Origin of the sequence: Streptomyces barkulensis (genome assembly GCF_002843305.1) — a bacterium.
Lineage (GTDB): Bacteria > Actinomycetota > Actinomycetes > Streptomycetales > Streptomycetaceae > Streptomyces > Streptomyces barkulensis.
In genome coordinates this window covers 1-14,829 of the sequence record NZ_PGSG01000005.1, presented here as the reverse complement: position 1 = coordinate 14,829, position 14,829 = coordinate 1, and the positions used below count along the sequence as shown (strand labels likewise).

At 68.3% G+C, this 14,829-nt stretch carries 11 protein-coding genes and 1 pseudogene; 5 read left to right on the top strand and 7 right to left on the bottom strand.

Annotated elements, in window-relative coordinates; all coding sequences use genetic code 11:
- Positions 1–596 precede the first annotated feature (596 nt).
- Entirely contained in the window at positions 597–842 is a 246-nt protein-coding gene (locus tag CUT83_RS29645) for a hypothetical protein (RefSeq protein ID WP_158238944.1), read from the bottom strand.
- A 303-nt stretch (positions 843–1,145) separates the two neighbouring features.
- Here CUT83_RS29645 and CUT83_RS00375 point away from each other — a divergent pair, with 303 nt between their 5' ends.
- Positions 1,146–3,872, top strand: a complete 2,727-nt coding sequence (locus CUT83_RS00375; RefSeq protein ID WP_101253875.1) for a DEAD/DEAH box helicase — start codon at positions 1,146–1,148, stop codon at positions 3,870–3,872.
- A gap of 280 nt (positions 3,873–4,152) precedes the next feature.
- On the opposite strand, the gene CUT83_RS00370 is transcribed toward CUT83_RS00375, so the two are convergent.
- Both CUT83_RS00370 and CUT83_RS00365 read right to left on the bottom strand, forming a co-directional pair.
- On the bottom strand, positions 4,153–5,367 hold the full coding sequence (locus tag CUT83_RS00370; RefSeq protein WP_101253874.1) for a hypothetical protein: 1,215 nt from the start codon (positions 5,365–5,367) through the stop codon (positions 4,153–4,155).
- A 356-nt stretch (positions 5,368–5,723) separates the two neighbouring features.
- Entirely contained in the window at positions 5,724–6,335 is a 612-nt protein-coding gene (locus CUT83_RS00365; protein ID WP_101253873.1) for a hypothetical protein, read from the bottom strand.
- Between the two features lie 134 nt (positions 6,336–6,469).
- Here CUT83_RS00365 and CUT83_RS29945 point away from each other — a divergent pair, with 134 nt between their 5' ends.
- The 3 genes and pseudogenes from CUT83_RS29945 to CUT83_RS29730 all read left to right on the top strand — a co-directional run bounded on the left by CUT83_RS29945 (position 6,470) and on the right by CUT83_RS29730 (position 8,091).
- Positions 6,470–6,646, top strand: coding sequence for a hypothetical protein (locus CUT83_RS29945; RefSeq protein WP_158238943.1), 177 nt, complete (start codon positions 6,470–6,472; stop codon positions 6,644–6,646).
- Between the two features lie 90 nt (positions 6,647–6,736).
- A pseudogene (locus CUT83_RS30600) lies at positions 6,737–7,143 on the top strand (restriction endonuclease); the annotation flags it as partial.
- Between the two features lie 39 nt (positions 7,144–7,182).
- Positions 7,183–8,091 (top strand): hypothetical protein, encoded by a 909-nt coding sequence (locus tag CUT83_RS29730; RefSeq protein WP_143688449.1) that lies wholly within the window; start codon positions 7,183–7,185, stop codon positions 8,089–8,091.
- A gap of 193 nt (positions 8,092–8,284) precedes the next feature.
- On the opposite strand, the gene CUT83_RS00345 is transcribed toward CUT83_RS29730, so the two are convergent.
- Complete coding sequence (locus CUT83_RS00345; RefSeq protein ID WP_101253870.1) at positions 8,285–9,370, bottom strand: hypothetical protein; 1,086 nt, start codon at positions 9,368–9,370, stop codon at positions 8,285–8,287.
- A 129-nt stretch (positions 9,371–9,499) separates the two neighbouring features.
- Here CUT83_RS00345 and CUT83_RS00340 point away from each other — a divergent pair, with 129 nt between their 5' ends.
- On the top strand, positions 9,500–9,757 hold the full coding sequence (locus tag CUT83_RS00340; RefSeq protein WP_101253869.1) for a hypothetical protein: 258 nt from the start codon (positions 9,500–9,502) through the stop codon (positions 9,755–9,757).
- Between the two features lie 18 nt (positions 9,758–9,775).
- Here CUT83_RS00340 and CUT83_RS00335 read toward each other — a convergent pair whose 3' ends face one another.
- The 3 genes from CUT83_RS00335 to CUT83_RS00330 form a co-directional block, all read right to left on the bottom strand.
- The gene (locus CUT83_RS00335) at positions 9,776–12,841 is read right to left on the bottom strand and encodes a type I restriction endonuclease subunit R (RefSeq protein WP_240958559.1); all 3,066 of its coding nucleotides are present in this window, start codon (positions 12,839–12,841) and stop codon (positions 9,776–9,778) included.
- A gap of 15 nt (positions 12,842–12,856) precedes the next feature.
- A complete protein-coding gene (locus CUT83_RS29725) occupies positions 12,857–13,513 on the bottom strand; it encodes a restriction endonuclease subunit S domain-containing protein (protein WP_143688448.1) in 657 nt (218 codons plus the stop codon).
- Between the two features lie 51 nt (positions 13,514–13,564).
- Positions 13,565–14,757 (bottom strand): IS3 family transposase gene (locus tag CUT83_RS00330; protein WP_101253822.1). Its coding sequence is split into 2 segments (ribosomal slippage): positions 13,565–14,493 and positions 14,493–14,757, totalling 1,194 coding nucleotides; the frame shifts between segments, so codons are not numbered across the junction.
- Between the last annotated feature and the right edge of the window lie 72 nt (positions 14,758–14,829).

Below are 14,829 nucleotides of genomic sequence, written 5' to 3'. Positions count from 1 at the left end.
GGTACCTCCGCGCTGGCGCGCGGAGCAGCGAACCGCGGCGCTGCGCGCCGCGGTTGCGGCTCGCTGCGCTCGCCGTTCGACGCTTCGCGTCGAGCCTTCGCTGCGCTCCGGCCCCGTGCTTCGCACGGGCGGCTCCCTCCGCTTCGCTACAGGAGCCGAAGGCCAGCGCTACGCGCCGGGGCCCCTCGCTGCGCTCACTGCGGCCGAGAGCAGCCCGCGCTGCGGACCGAGGGGGCTCCGCTGCGCTCCACCCCCGGCAACCACCCGCGTGGGCGGCTGGGGTGGGCAGCCGTCAGCAGGTGAATGGAGAGCGGGGGTTGGGCCCGCTGCGCGGGCCGGGCTGGCTACGGGAGGGGGTGGTGCGGGGCGGTGGTGGGGGTGACGGGCAGTCACGGGGCGAGGGTGTGGGGCCGGTTGAGTTGGCGGGTTCCCGATGCGTAGGGATGCATCAGTGTGTAGAGTCTGGGAAAACACACCACCCCCGGAGAAGGCGAGGAACGGTCCGTGCACGACGAGTGGGAGGGACCGAAAATCCGCGCACGTGTAGGGGTGCGGCATGCGGGAGTCAGCAGTGGAGCAGATGGGCGAGTGCAACGTTATTCGGGTCGTGACTCTTCGCTGTTCCCAAGTTTCTGGGGCAGGGATGCCAGCACGGCGCCGCTCAGCATGAGCAGTATGTTGAGTTCGAACGGCGTGATTCGTGCCGTTGCGAGTGCCGCCGCCATCAGCAGTGTGCCGGCACCCCATAGGCCGGGCCTGTTGACCCTACGGGGCATCCAGAGGAGGAAGACGCGGCCTGTTGCCAGGGCCAGGATTCCTTCGACAGCCAGTACAGCTGCCATGGCCATGGTGATAGCCGTAAAAGGTGTGGACATGCGCCCCCCCTTGATCGCTTCTGGGCGGTAGCCCCGGCAGCCGTGAGCCTACGCGTCTCCCCGGGGCACCACGCTGCGGTACCCGGCCGCCCGCTCACCGGGCAGGCCGACACCGTGGACCGGGGGCTCATCAAGGTGGCCCGTTCACCGCCGAAACCGTTGAGGACTAGCCGGGCGGAGACTCACGCCCATCTGTTACGCGGCGGATTTGGATTCTGGTTCGGGTGCGGAAGAAGTCAGGAAGCAAAGCGGGGAAGGGGAGGGAAGTTCGTGGCGGGTATCAGGCTTCGGCCGCATCAGGTGGAGGCGGTGGACGCGATTGTCCGGGCGTTGGAATACCGTGCAGGACGCGAGGTGCCGGCGGAGGGGTTGCGGGCCACGGCGGTGGCCGCCACCGGGGCGGGCAAGACGCTGATCGCCGCCGAGGCCGCACGGAGGCTGGAGCCGCGGGGTCGGGTGCTGGTGATGGTGCCCACCCTGGACCTGCTGACCCAGACCGTCCGGGCGTGGCGGAGGGCCGGCCACACCGGTCCGGCGGTCGCGGTGTGCTCCCTGGCAGGGGACGAGGCGCTGGCGGCGTTGGGGGTGCGGTGCACCACCAACGCGATCCGGTTGGCGCTGTGGGCGGGGTCGGGTCCGGCGGTCGTGTTCGCCACCTACGCCTCCCTCGCGCCCCGCCAGGAACCCAGTCCGGAGGATCCGGGCGGGGAGCCGGTTCAGGTGCCCGGACCACTGGAGGCTGCCTTCCAGGGCGCGTACGGGCAGCAACTGGCACCGTTCGGGCTGGCCGTGGTGGACGAGGCCCACCGCACCAGTGGGGATGCGGCCAAGCCCTGGGCGGCGATCCACGACCAAGCACGGATCCCGGCAGCGCGGCGGCTGTACCTGACCGCCACACCCCGCATCTGGGAACCTGCCGGACGGACGGGCGAGGCAGAGGCCACAGAGGGCGGGAACGGGGTCCAGGAGGCCGCAGAGGACCGGGGCGGGACTCGGGAGACCGCAGCCCCGAGAGGCACAGGAAAGGCAGCAGAGGGCGCCTCGGAGGCCGCTCAGGCTGTCCCCGGGCAGTTGGTCGCGAGCATGGACGACGAACGCCTCTACGGGCCGCACGTCTTCACGTTCTCCCTCACCGAGGCCATCGACCGGGGCATCCTCGCCCGGTTCGAGATCGACGTCCTTGAGATCCACCCACCCGACCTGGGCGAGGGCGGGAGCGAGGAGGAACGGCGCGGCCGGCGGCTCGCCGCCCTCCAGGCCGCGCTGGTCAAACACGCGGCCGAGACGGGGGTGCGGTCGCTGATCAGCTTCCACCACCGCACGGTGGAAGCGATGTCTTTCGCGCGAGCTCTGCCACAGACCGCGGCCCGGCTGCACGAGGAGGATCCGGCGACCTATCCGCGGCGGGTATGGGCCGACTGGCTGTGCGGGGAGCATGAGCCCGCCCACCGCCGGGCGGTGCTGGGCCGGTTCGCCGACGGGGTTGATGAGCAGGGGTGGGAGACCGAACTGGCCGTGCTGGCCAACGTGCGCGTCCTGGGTGAAGGCGTCGACATCACCGGCCGCCGTGGTGTCGACGGCGTCCTCTTCGCCGACTTGCGCGGCTCGGCCGTCGACATCGTCCAGGCCGTCGGCCGGGCGCTGCGCCAGAAGCCCGGCCAGGGCAAGGTGGCACGGTTGGTGGTGCCGGTCTTCCTGGCCCCGGGTGAGGCGCCGGACGACATGCTGGCTTCCGCCTCGTACAAGCCGTTGGTGGCTGTTCTGCAGGGGCTGCGCAGTCACTCGGAGGCGGTCGTGGAGCAGCTGGCGGTCGCGTCCGCGCCCAGCCGTGGCCGGCCCGCGTCGGTGGCCGACCTCGACCCCGCCCGCGGTGGTGGTGGTGGCGAGGGTGGGGATGAGGGAGCACTGGAGGAGGTGCCGCTGCTGCGGTTCTCCACTCCCCGCGACCCGCAGCTGATCGCGCAGTTCGTGCGCACCCGCGTCATCCGGCCCGAATCCCAGATCTGGCTCGCCGGCCTCAACGCCCTGCGCACCTGGCGCCAGCAACAGAACGGGGACAGGGACGGGGACGAGGACTTCGAGCACGGCGGCGAGCACGAGGGCCAGGAGCAGGAGCAGGAGCAGGGCGGTGGTGCGGGGCGTGCGGCCAGGCCGGTAGCGGTGCCGCTGGACGCCCGCGTCGGCACCTTCACCCTCGGGGCATGGATCAGCGAACAACGCCGCGCCTACCGGACCGGAACGCTGGCGAAATGGCGGGTGGAGTTGCTGGAGGAAGCCGGGATGGTGTGGTCGGTGCCGGACGCCGCCTTCGAGGAGAACCTCGCCGCGGCACGGGCCTACCACGCCGTGCACGGCACACTGTGCGCACCCCGGACCGCCGTCGCGCAGGGTCGGCCCATCGGGCAGTGGCTCACCAACTGCCGCCGCCCCGGCGGGCTCGGCAAAAACCCGGCACGGGCAGCGCAGCGGGCCGCCCGGCTGGCCCAGATCGACCCCGACTGGAACCCCTCGGAGAACGGCTGGACCGTCGACTGGCAGCGGCAGTACGCAGCCGTGCGGGCCTGCATCGACGGCGGCGCCACCCTGGAGGAGATCCGGCCCGGCGTCACCGTCGGCGGAGAGGACATCGGACTCTGGCTCGCTAGGCAGCGCACCCAGTGGAAGCGATTGGCCGACGGACAACGCGAACGCCTGAAAGCCCTCGGCATCCAGCCCACCGCGACGGCGCCGGGCGGCCAGGCCGACCCCGGGATCGATAGAGCGGTGGTGGTACCCGCAGGCGCGAGCGCCTGGGACCGCGGCCTCGCCGCGCTGCGCCAATACCAGCAACGCGAAGGACACACGCGAGTGCCCCGCAAATGGATCGAAACCATCCACGACCAAGCCGGGCAGGAACACCCGATCCGGCTCGGGGTATGGATCAACAACCAACGCCAGAGGCGGAACCGGCTGCCGGCCGAACACGCCGCCGCACTCGAAGAACTCGGGGTGCTGTGACGTGGGGGCCTGGGCTCGGCAAAGTCCAGGCCCCCACCACACTCCGACTCCTGGCTCTCAACCACCTGTAGGCAGTCCGGGAAGGACCGTTCCGCCATAGGCAGCGAGAACACCACCCAGCGCACCGCGCCCGAATGCCAATCTCGGGGAACAGCTCCACCGAGTAACCCCGGGCCCCGGCCTACTTGACCTCCATGCGCTATAGCACCAGGAGGGCGGGCCGCGGGCTCGAATGGCTCGGGCGCCAGGGACTCGTGTTTCTGGCGCCCGAGCTGTTGCGTCAGGCGTCGACCAGGTCCAGGAGGTCCTGGAAACGGCGGGCGACGTACTCGTCCGCGCAGGCCCGCTTCACCGCGCGGTCCTTCTGAAGGCCGCTGACGTCATCACGGATGATCTCGCGGTCCTCCTTGAACATCTGCTCGATCAAAGGCGCGGCGCTATTGCTGTAGAAGACCTTGCGGTTGCGGCCCATCGTGCCGTAGCCGCCCTCTTCGCCGATGTAGCACAGGGTCATCCAGCGGACAATTTCCACCCGTACGTCGGCTGGGATCGCGGCCAGCCCACCGAACTCGGGGAACAGTCGGAGGGCGGGCCCGTGGGAGGCATGGGCCCTCCAGCTGTGGCCGATCTTCTCCAGGGCCTCAAGCTGGCTACGGAAGAAGGCGGTTCGCTGGGCCCTGCGGAAGTACGGCAGGATGCCAGCCGCGTGAGCGACACGCACCTGGAGTTCGGTGAGTGGCACGCGTCCGACCTTGTCCATCTGGTGTTTGGCCAGATCAACGCGTACGGCGTCGCGGGTGTAGGGGGCGATTTCTTGAATGAGGGCGTAGGAGTTCCCTCGGACGAGCTCGGGTTCCGAGTCGCTCAGAGCCATGCTCAGCAGGAACTTGAGGATCTCCAGTTGGCGAGTATCAGGGGCGTGTTCGTAGTCAGTCAGGAGATCGGGGTCGGCGGCGACGGGGCCCGATGCCTGGACGATCTGCTTGACCTCCGAAACGTGAATGAGCGTGATGGGGTCACGGGAGAGAACTGCGTCCACGCAGGTCTTGAAGATGTAAATGCAGTCCTCGATGCCCGCCTCGTACTCAGAGTCTTCGTGCTCCAGGTCACGGCGGATGTCGTAGGCGCGGGTCATCTTGCGCCACTCGGCTCGGCTCAGCAGCCCCATCCGGTACGACAGGTCGATGAGCTTGGCGGTGGAGTAGTTCTCGATGTCTTCAGCGCCGCGGTCACCCCGGTTGATCGGCGGCAGCTTGTGCGATGCGGCGACTTCGGAGGCGATGTCGATACCGGCGATCTGGACCTTCTCGCGGAGGTCCTGGACAGCGGCGTTCAGCAGGCGTTGGCACGCGCTGCTCGGGTCTACTGGCAGCAGGCGGCGGACCCGTTCGATCAGGCCTTTGGACTGCCACTGCGGCCGGATCTGCCCCATGAGGGCGGGGACCTCGCTGTCCGAGATCAGATCGCTTGCCGGATGAAGTACTACTTCCCCCACTGGTTACTCCTTGCACAGTTCGCGCGAATCGTCATGCCGATCGTAGAGACCTGCTCGCCCAGCAGTCCGGGAATTTCTCCATCTGGCTGGCCCGGCGGACCGCAAGCTGCTCGCTGACGTCGGCCCTCAAGCTGAGTACTGGCGAAGGGGCGAGGGGTGGAGCCCTGCTCAGGGTGTGCTGCACGCACCGGACTGCGAGGAGGCGCTGCGGGGCGCGCCGCCGCTTGGTTTGGAGCACACGTTGAATGTCGTGTAGAACCCGGGGAGGCGGCTGTGCACGCTGTGCGACTGCCTTCAGGAGTTCACGCCGAGGCTGAGCGGCTTCGGCCACATCGCCGGCTCCTGACCTGCCGTGGTCAGGAAGCGCCCTCAATGGTGACGGGAACCTCCAGCGGCACGATCCACTCGCTGCCCTTCGACCTGGCGGTGATGCTCAGGCGTACCGGCTCGTTCGCGTAGTCGCGGCGCCAGTCCTCCACGTTGGTCGCCGACCACAACGGCGGGGAAGTGGGGGTCAGGCCGTATTGCGTCCACTCGCCGATCGCCAGTTGCTGCGGGGCGGCCGTCCGGCCGACCTCGTCGCGGCCGTCCGCGCTGAACTTCCACGGCCCCCAGATGTGTGCACGGACCTCTTGGGGAGTCGGGGTGCCCGCGAGTCGGGGGCCATCGCCCCGGTGCGGGTTGTCGTTGCGGATGGACGCGGTGATCTCGATGGCGCCGTGGGACAGCAGGCCGGGCGGGCCGTCGAGGTGGACCCGCAGTATGGCGGTGGAGCGGGTCTCGTTGGCCACGATCGTGCAGCGGAAGTGCGGGGTGAGATCGGCGTGCAGGCGCTGCTGCTCGATCCGGGACAAGGTCTGCGCGGCCCCGTTGGCGTTGCGCGCCGCCCACCAGGAGCCGATGGCGGCAACGGCAGCGACGACCGCGACGGCCAGCGCCAGGGCCGCGATCGTGTCGGTGGTGGTCATGGGGCAGAACGCTATCGCCACCGCACGCCACAGGTCAGCGCACTGGAGATACGGTCATCAGCGGGGCCCTCGTCCAAGGTGGGGCGATGAGCGCACTCCGCCCCGGTGGCGTCGCTGACGACACGATCCAGGCCATGAACACGGCCAAGTGGCAGGGATTACAGAAGGACTTGCGTGCCCACGCGGCCAGCATCCGCGCCGACGCCGAAGGCCGCTATGACGGTGCGGAGCCCGGGTGGCGGGCCGGTGTCGAGTGGACGTTGCTGTGGATCGAGAGCACCGCCGCCCAGCTGACCGAGGGCAGGCCGTAGGCAGCGGTGTCGGCGGGCGTCAGGGCGTGTCGCCGGAGTAGTAGAAGCGGCAGCTGATGCCGGGACCGGGTGTACGGGGTTCACCAGGGCGCGGACGCGGTACAGGTCGGCGGGGCAGGCGGCAACGGCGCGGACGTGAAGGCCACCGATCCGTTCGGACACTGAGGGGTGATCCAGTGCAAGCACCGCCGCCACGGCCTGACCGGCTCCCCGGACCTGCACGTCCTCAACGGCACCGCCCGGCAACTGCATGGCGCCAACGTCGTCGTGCTGGTCACCAACGGCCGGTTCTCTGCAAAGTGCCCCCGCCGGCCGCCTCCCAGCGCATGCACCTGGTCGACCGGCACCTGCTGGGACGATGGGCGGCCGGCTCCCGGCCCCTGTGGGACTCCTCCACCGTCTGCCCTCGCCCCTGTCCTGAAGCCGCGCCGAGACGCCACGGTGCGAACGGAGCCGATCCCCATCCGGAGGCACCAGGCGTTGTCGGTGGCGGGTGAGAAACTGCCGCTTCCGTGCCCGTACAGGAGGAGAAGGCCGTGGCCGTGGTGACCGACGATGTGGCGATAGCCGACATGAGACGACTCGGCAATGCGGAGCCCCTTGAGCCCTACCCTGGCGGCGCGCGTAAACCGTGGAAGTGCCGGTGTCTGAGCGAGGGCTGCGGAAAGATCATCTATCCGAACCGGAACAATGTGATGAGCGGGCAGGGCGCCTGCAAGTACTGTGCGCCCAACGCGCCCGTCGACCCAGCGGCGGCCGCGGCCGCGATGCTCGACCACGGATTTGTCACCCTCGTGCGGTTCCCCGGCACCGGGAAGCCATGGCTGTCGAAGTGCACCGCTGCAGGCCATTTGGTAGCTCCTCGCTACGACAACACCACGCGCCGCGGCGGGCGATGCCGGTTCTGCATCCACCGGGGGCCTGGCGATCCAAAGCAGGCCGTGGCCGACATGAAGGCGGCCGGCTTCACTCCGCTGGAGCCGTACCGGAACGTCAGTACACCGTGGACATCGCTGTGCAACGATTGCGGGACCGTCGTTTCCCCCAAGCTGAACAACGTACGAACCCGCGGACGGTGCTGCCCGCGCTGTGCGAAGTACGGGCTCAACCCGGCCGCACCGGCGTGGCTGTATGTCATGGCACACGTGGTCTTCGGCGCGGTGAAAATCGGCATCACCGGGCGCGAAACGCGCGAGGACCGCATCGCACGTCTTCAGGGCTCGGGGTGGGCTGTGGTGCGCACCTGGCTGTTCGACACAGGCGCGGCTGCCTACCGCATCGAGCAGGTCGTCCTGAAGCAGTTGCGCACTCAGGGGCACGGCCCATACCTGACCGCCGAGCGGATGCCCGCTGGAGGATGGACCGAGACCTTCGACGCCGCTGTCGTAACCGCCGACACGCTGTGCCGCCTGGTCAGCGACGCCCTGACCGAACCACCGGTATAAAGAGCCGCAGATACGCCGTCTTGGGGCCCGTTGCCACCGGCGCGCCAGGACACCGGTCCGGTGGCAACGTATCGACTCTGGTTCACGGACTCCCAGGTGTGCTGGCATCCGGTTTTAACGACAACAAGACCTGTCTACGTGACAACCATCATGCTTCAGCTCATGAGGCCGCCGACCACTCATGAAACAGGCCTCACTGGACTGTCCGGCTTCCGGGCCCGGGGCGATGGAACGCCAGCCGGTGGAAGGCCTGCGCCGGCATCAAGGCCACCAGGAAGCCGACGTAGGCCTCCAGCTCGTCCAGGATGCCCGGGTTCTCCAGACACACCACGATGCGCGGACCGTCGCTGCTGTCGCGCACCGCTCCGGCCTCGATCACCTTGCTCCCCCACCGCTCCCACATCGGGTGCGCCTCCATGCGCTCCACGTTGGCGTACGGCATCGGGAAGTCCTGCCACGCGCCGAGCTTTTCCTCCGCCAGCGTGCCGGTACGCAGTGCGTGAGCCAGCCTCGCGGACTCCACCGCCGCGATCTGAACCCGCCGGACCAACGGGACAAGGCGGCATGCCCGAATCAGCAGGCCCTCAGGCACGGATTGGACCAGGTCGCACTGGTCACGGAACGCCGGAGCACCAAGCAGCTGTCGGCGGGCATCGGCTCTGAGACCCGCCTCCATCTCGGGTGGCAGAAGACCGACCGGGACACCGATCAGGCGGGATAGGTTCTCCTTGACGCGGGCGACCACCACGTCGACCGCAGCCTCCAGGTCGCCAGCGTCGATCTCCTCATCCGTGTCCCGGTTGAACAGCGTCATCAGTTCGACAAACTCAAGCGCTGATCCCTCCTTTACCGGGCCAGTTGCGATGTGCTTCAGGCGCTGGGTACGGCCCTGGCGCTTGGCCTTCCGATCGGCAGCACTCTGCCGGGCGATCGCGGCTTCCTGCGGCGAGGAGGCCTGGATGTCCATGCCCACACGGTGGCGCAGCCCCGTAAGGTTCTCAATGACCGCTTCGCGCAGGAGAGCGACATCCGGCTCGGACAGCGTGGCGATCAACGAGATCGGGCCCATCGTCAAGGCGCCCTGCCGCGCATGGTCTGCCAGCAGCCGCGCCCGCTCGACGATCTCTTCGCTGAGCGCCGACTTACTACCTCCGCCTCCGGCGTACGTCCTGGGAAGTCTCGGTAGGAAGCCTCGCTTCTGCCACCGCTCAATTTGTGCCTGAGACGCCCCGGACAGCTCCATCAGCTCGCGCATCGCCGTGCTCGTGGTCCTCGCCATGCAGCTGAGCGTAGAACCTCGCGAAGTTCCGGGATCGCCCCTCCCATAGCTCCCTTGGTGACATGACGTCGTGCCGCACGGCACAGACGGAGCCGCCGCGTTTCGGCGGGACACGCTAAGGAGAGTTTCGTGACCATCCAGATCGCGCCGCTGGCGGCCCTGCTCATCGTCGTGGGCGTCACCGTGGGCATCTCGGTCTTCAAGTACACCGCCCGTGCGCATGGTGCGTTCGGCCGCGGCGACCTGGGAACCTCGATCGCCTCTGGCGCAGCGGTCGCGACACTCCTCGCCCTCCTGCTCACCCCTGGGTTCGGCCAGCCGCCAGTTCCCGCCGCACCGCCTGCGGCCCCGGCTCCGGCTCCTGCTCCGGTCGAGTCCGCCCGGTAGGTGACCATCGGCCCACTGTCAGTCGACGAGGTAGTGGGCTTCGATGTAGGCGACGGTGGAGTCGTACGGCTCCCCCACTGGTTTCAGGGCGTAGCGGCGGAAGACCGCGGCGGTGGCGCGGCGGACGCCGCGGTTGCGGGCGTCGGCGTTGTCCCAGGAGCGGGCGAGGGTGTGGGTGACCACCCGGTCGATCTCTTCGGCCAGGTTCTTCTCGGTGATGGTGAGGCCGGGGGGTGCGTGGTCGTGGATGATGCGTGACAGGACGCCTATGTGGTCGTCGTCCAGGACGACGGGTTCGTCGGGGTGTTTTCCTGCGTCGACGATGGCGCGGGCGACCCGGAGGGCTTCGGCGAGGAAGTTCAGGGCGTCCTGGGCGTTCTGGATGAGCCGTTCCCGCAGTTGTCTGATCCGCTCGGCGAGGGCGGTGTACTTCGCGGAGTTTGGGTCGATGTCCTTGTCGAGGGCGGCCTTGATGTGGTCCAGGATCTCGGCCGCGGATGGCGGCCTGTTGTCCTCGTCATCGTTCTTGCTGGTTTTGGGGCGGACGAGGGCGAGGAGTTCTTTGAGGATGGCGATGCCCTGGGCGTCCAGGACGAGGGGGTCTTCCTGGGAGGCGACCACGGAGAAGGAGTGGACGTGGGCGTTGATGATGTCCAGGACCATCGGTCCGAGCTCGCTGAGGCGTTCCTTGCGCTCCTGATCGGAGGACTTCTTGAACAAGGTGGTGTAGACGGAGCCGAACAGGGCGAAGCCGTCGCGGTACTTGGCGGTCCGCTTGTCGGTGTTGATCAGTGGGTACAGGCGGGCCAGGAGGCGGTAGTCCTGGGCGAACGCCTCGGCGGCGCCGGGGTGGGTGTCCAGGAAGGTGTTGATGGCCCGCACGGACTGGTAGCCGTGGGCGGTGAGGTCGAGGCCGTCCACGTCCGCGAGGAGGTCTTCGAGGCGGGCGAAGGTGGTGCGGAACTCGGCGACCAGCTCGGTCAGGTCGGTGACGAACCCGCCGCCCCTGCCCGCCGCTCCTGGCGTGGTGGGGTCGGTGACGGCCCGCTGGACCTCTTCGGCCAGGCCGATGTAGTCCACGACCACGCCGGTGGTCTTCACGAACCCGGTCGGGGAGATCCAGGTGCGGTTCGGGCGGGTGATCGTCTGGAACAGGGTGTGGGCTTTGAGCGGCTTGTCCAGGTAGAGGACGCCTTCGTTGGGGGCGTCGAACCCGGTCATCAGCTTCGCGGTCACCACCAGGAAGCACAACGGGTCGTCCGGGGCGAGGAACCGCCGCTTCTGCTCTTCCTCCTCGGCCTCCGAGAGGCGGAAGGGCCGCAGGGCGGGGTCTTCGTCCTTGGCGTCGGAGACGGAGATGTTGACCTCGGCGGTGATCCGGTCGTGCTGGCCGACCTCGGCGAGGACCTGGGAGGCCTCGAAGCCGGCCAGCAGCTCGTTGATCTTGTCTGTGTAGGCCACGGCCAGCTCACGGTTGTAGGCGACGACCTGGGCTTTGAGGCCGTTGCGGTAGGCGCCGGCCAGGTAGTGGTCCACGATGTGCTGGCAGACCGCGTGGATGCGGTCGGGGTTGGCGAACACCGACGTGAGGCGCCCGAACTTGCGGGACAAGGTCTCGCGGTCGGGGTCGTCGAGGTCGAAGTCGTCGGCGAACTGGTCGAATTCGGCCTGCAGCGCCTGGTCGTCCATCTCGAAGGCGACCGGGTGCGGTTCCAGCATCACCGGGACGGTCGCCTCGTCCCGCAGGGACCGGGTGACCGAGTAGCGGTGCATCACCCGGCCCGGGTCGCTCTCCTCGCCGAAGAGGGCGAAGGTGTCGGTGGCGAGGGTGCGGACGGGGGTGCCGGTCATGCCGAAGAACCTCGCGTGCGGCAGCGCCGCGCGCATCTGCCCGGCCAGGGACTTCTCCCGGGCCGACTGGGTGCGGTGGGCCTCGTCGACCAGCACGATGATGTTGCCCCGCGCCGACAGGTTCTTTCCTGCGCCGGCGAACTTGTGGACGGTGGTGGAGATGACGCCGCGCACGTCATCGGCGAGCAGGGAGCGCAGCTCGGCGCTGGTGGCGGGCTGGTGGAAGTAGGCGTCCCCCATCGCGGAGGTGAACACCCCGGAGGTCTGCCGGACCAGCTGGGTGCGGTCGGACAGCAGGATGATCGTGGGTGACTCGGTGCGGGTGTCGGCCAGCAGCAGCGAGGCGGCGAACACCATCAGCAGCGTCTTCCCCGACCCCTGGTGGTGCCAGATCAGGCCCTTCGACCCGCCGTCCAGGACCCGCTGGTGGATCAGGTGCGCTGCCTCCATCTGCGGGTAGCGGGGCAGGTACTTCTTGTCCACCCCGCCCCCGGAGGTGTCGAACAGGACGAAGTTGGCGAGCATGTCCAAGACCGTGGCCGGGTTGAGCAGCAGCTCGATGGAGCGCTGCACGTCGGCCTGCCCGGACAGGTTCTCGTCATCCCCGGTGGAGCGGAACGGCTGCCACACGTTGATGGGCGCGCCGGCGGCCCCGAACCGCAGCTTCAGCCCATCACAGGCGACGGCGAAGACGTTGGGGGTGAAGAACCACGGGTACTCGGCGGCGTACACGTCGTTGATCTCCCGGGCGGCATCGGCCCACCCGGACTTCGCGGTCGGAGACTTCACCTCCACCACCACCAGCGGCAGCCCGTTGACCCAGTACACCAGGTCGAACCGGCGGGAGGTCTTGCCGGGGATGGTGATGGTCACCTCGTCCGACACGATCAGCGTGTTGGCGGCCGGGTCCTCGACGTCGATGACCTTCAGCGCGTGCCACACCCCGTCACGGTCGCGGAACTCCTTCCGCCCGCGCAGCAGGCGCAGCACCTGCTCATTGGCCCGCACCAGCCCGCCCTCGACAGCGTTGACCGTGGCGACGATCTCCGCGACCACCGCGTCCACGTCGAACCCCCCGATCACCTCCGGGTTCAGCCGGACAATGGCCTCCCGCAACTGACCGACGATGACCGTCTGCGTCGTCTCACGCGGCAGTAACCGGCCCGCCGTGAAACCCCACCCCATCGGCAGAGACCACTGGATCACCAGATTCTGGAACTCACGCTCCCGCACGCCCCCCGCCACCACTCACACTCCCAGCTCGGCAGCCTCGATCTCGATAGTGCGATTCAGCAAACCTGACAGCAGCCCCGCCCGCACAGAACGAAGACGGGCAGCCTCAGCACGGGTAGCTGTAACACCCTCGACCACAGCGTCGCACCTACGGACGTACTCGCCTTGCTCAGAAAGCGGCGGAATGGGCAACCGAACAGCGCTGAAGCCGCGCTTGTTGATCTTTACCATTGACTTGCTCGTTCCACCGGATTTATCAGAGATACGGGTCCGCAATTCGCGCGATGACAAAGCGTGCTCAAGGTAGGCCGTGGAAACATGATCCTCATCTACGCGAAGGCGCCAAATCAAATCAGGCATGAACGTCCCTTCAGGGACATTCCTTGCAACAGCTACGAAGCCAACACGCTCCGGTGTGTTAGCCCGTGTGATGAGTAGGTCCCCGTCCCTCACCACATGGCTGGGCGAGAACGCGGCATCCTCCGTCAGCTTCTTGGCCTCAGAAGGCTTGAACCAGCCACGCTGCACCGCACTGATCTTCAGGATTCGGTACTCATCCTCAGCAGAGGCTTCTCCCCCGGCCTGGACACTCTTGCCGCTGTCAATCCCCAGCAGTACGCTACCGATAGGTTGGTGATCCACCTGTGGCAGGTCTGATCGCAGGGAATCCAAGATCCTCTCCAGTGAGCTGCCCCGAGTTTCGTAGAGTCCGCGATCGTGTGATCAAGCGGTCTGCGGGACTTCCTCCAGGTACGCCCAGTACGTCTGCTCGTACTCGTCGGGCGGCACGTAGCCCAGGGCGGAGTGGAGTCGTTCACCGTTGTACCACGCGACCCACTGGAAGACGGCCCGCTCGACCTGGTCGAAGTCCCGCCATGGCCCCTGATGTTCGATCAGTTCGGCTTTGAACGTGCCGTTGAGGGCCTCGGCCATCGCGTTGTCATAACTGTCCGCGACGGACCCGACCGACGCCGAGGCACCGACCTCGGCGAGACGTTCCGTGTACCGAATGGATACGTACTGCGACCCGCGGTCGCTGTGATGGATGAGATCGGCGTCCTTCTTGATCCTCTGCCGCCACAGCGCCATCTCCAGTGCGTCCAGCGGCAGGTCCGTGCGCAGGTGCGTGGCGGCCTGCCAGCCCACGATCCGGCGTGAGTACGCGTCCAGGACGAACGCGACGTAGACCCACCCCGACCAGGTGCGGATGTAGGTCAGGTCCGCCAGCCACAGCTGGTTGGGCCGCTCGGCGGTGAAACGGCGGTTGACCAGGTCCGGCGGGCGCGGCGCGGCCGGCTCGGGGACCGTGGTGCGGCGGCGCTGCCCGCGGATGACGCCCTCGATGCCGAGCTCGCCCATCAGCCGCTCGACCGTGCAGCGGGCCACCGTGTGTCCGGCGCGGACCAGGGCGCGGGTGACGCGGCGTGCGCCGTAGGTGCGCCCGGAGTCCTCCCACGCGGCTGTGACCAGCGGGATCAGTTCTTCGTCGCGCAGGCGTCGGGCCGACTTCGGCCGCGTCTTGCGCGCGAAGTACGTCGACGGCGACACATCCAGCACCCGGCAGACGGGATCGACCCCGAGGCCCTTGTCGCGCAGGTGGTCGATCACCTGCTCGGCCTCGTCCGGGGACGGTCGATCTCCTGGGCAAAAAACACCGAGGCGGCCTTCAGGATCTCGTTGGCCCGCCTCAACTCGGCGTTCTCCTTGCGGAGTTCCTTCAACTCGTCGCGCTCGGCGGTCGTCAGCCGGTCGTCACGCTCGCCGGCGTCCGCCTCGGCCTGGCGGACCCAGGACCGCAGGGCTTCCTTGTGGATGCCGAGGTCGCGGGCGACGTGGGCCACAGGGCGGCCGGTCGCGCGGACCTCGCGCACCGCCCGCTCACGCAGCTCATCGGGGTACTTACGGGGTGCTGGCATTGCTCGTGGTTCTCCTTACGCCTGGAAGCGTAACCCAGGCTTGAGGGACTCCACGAAGATCAGTACAGCTCA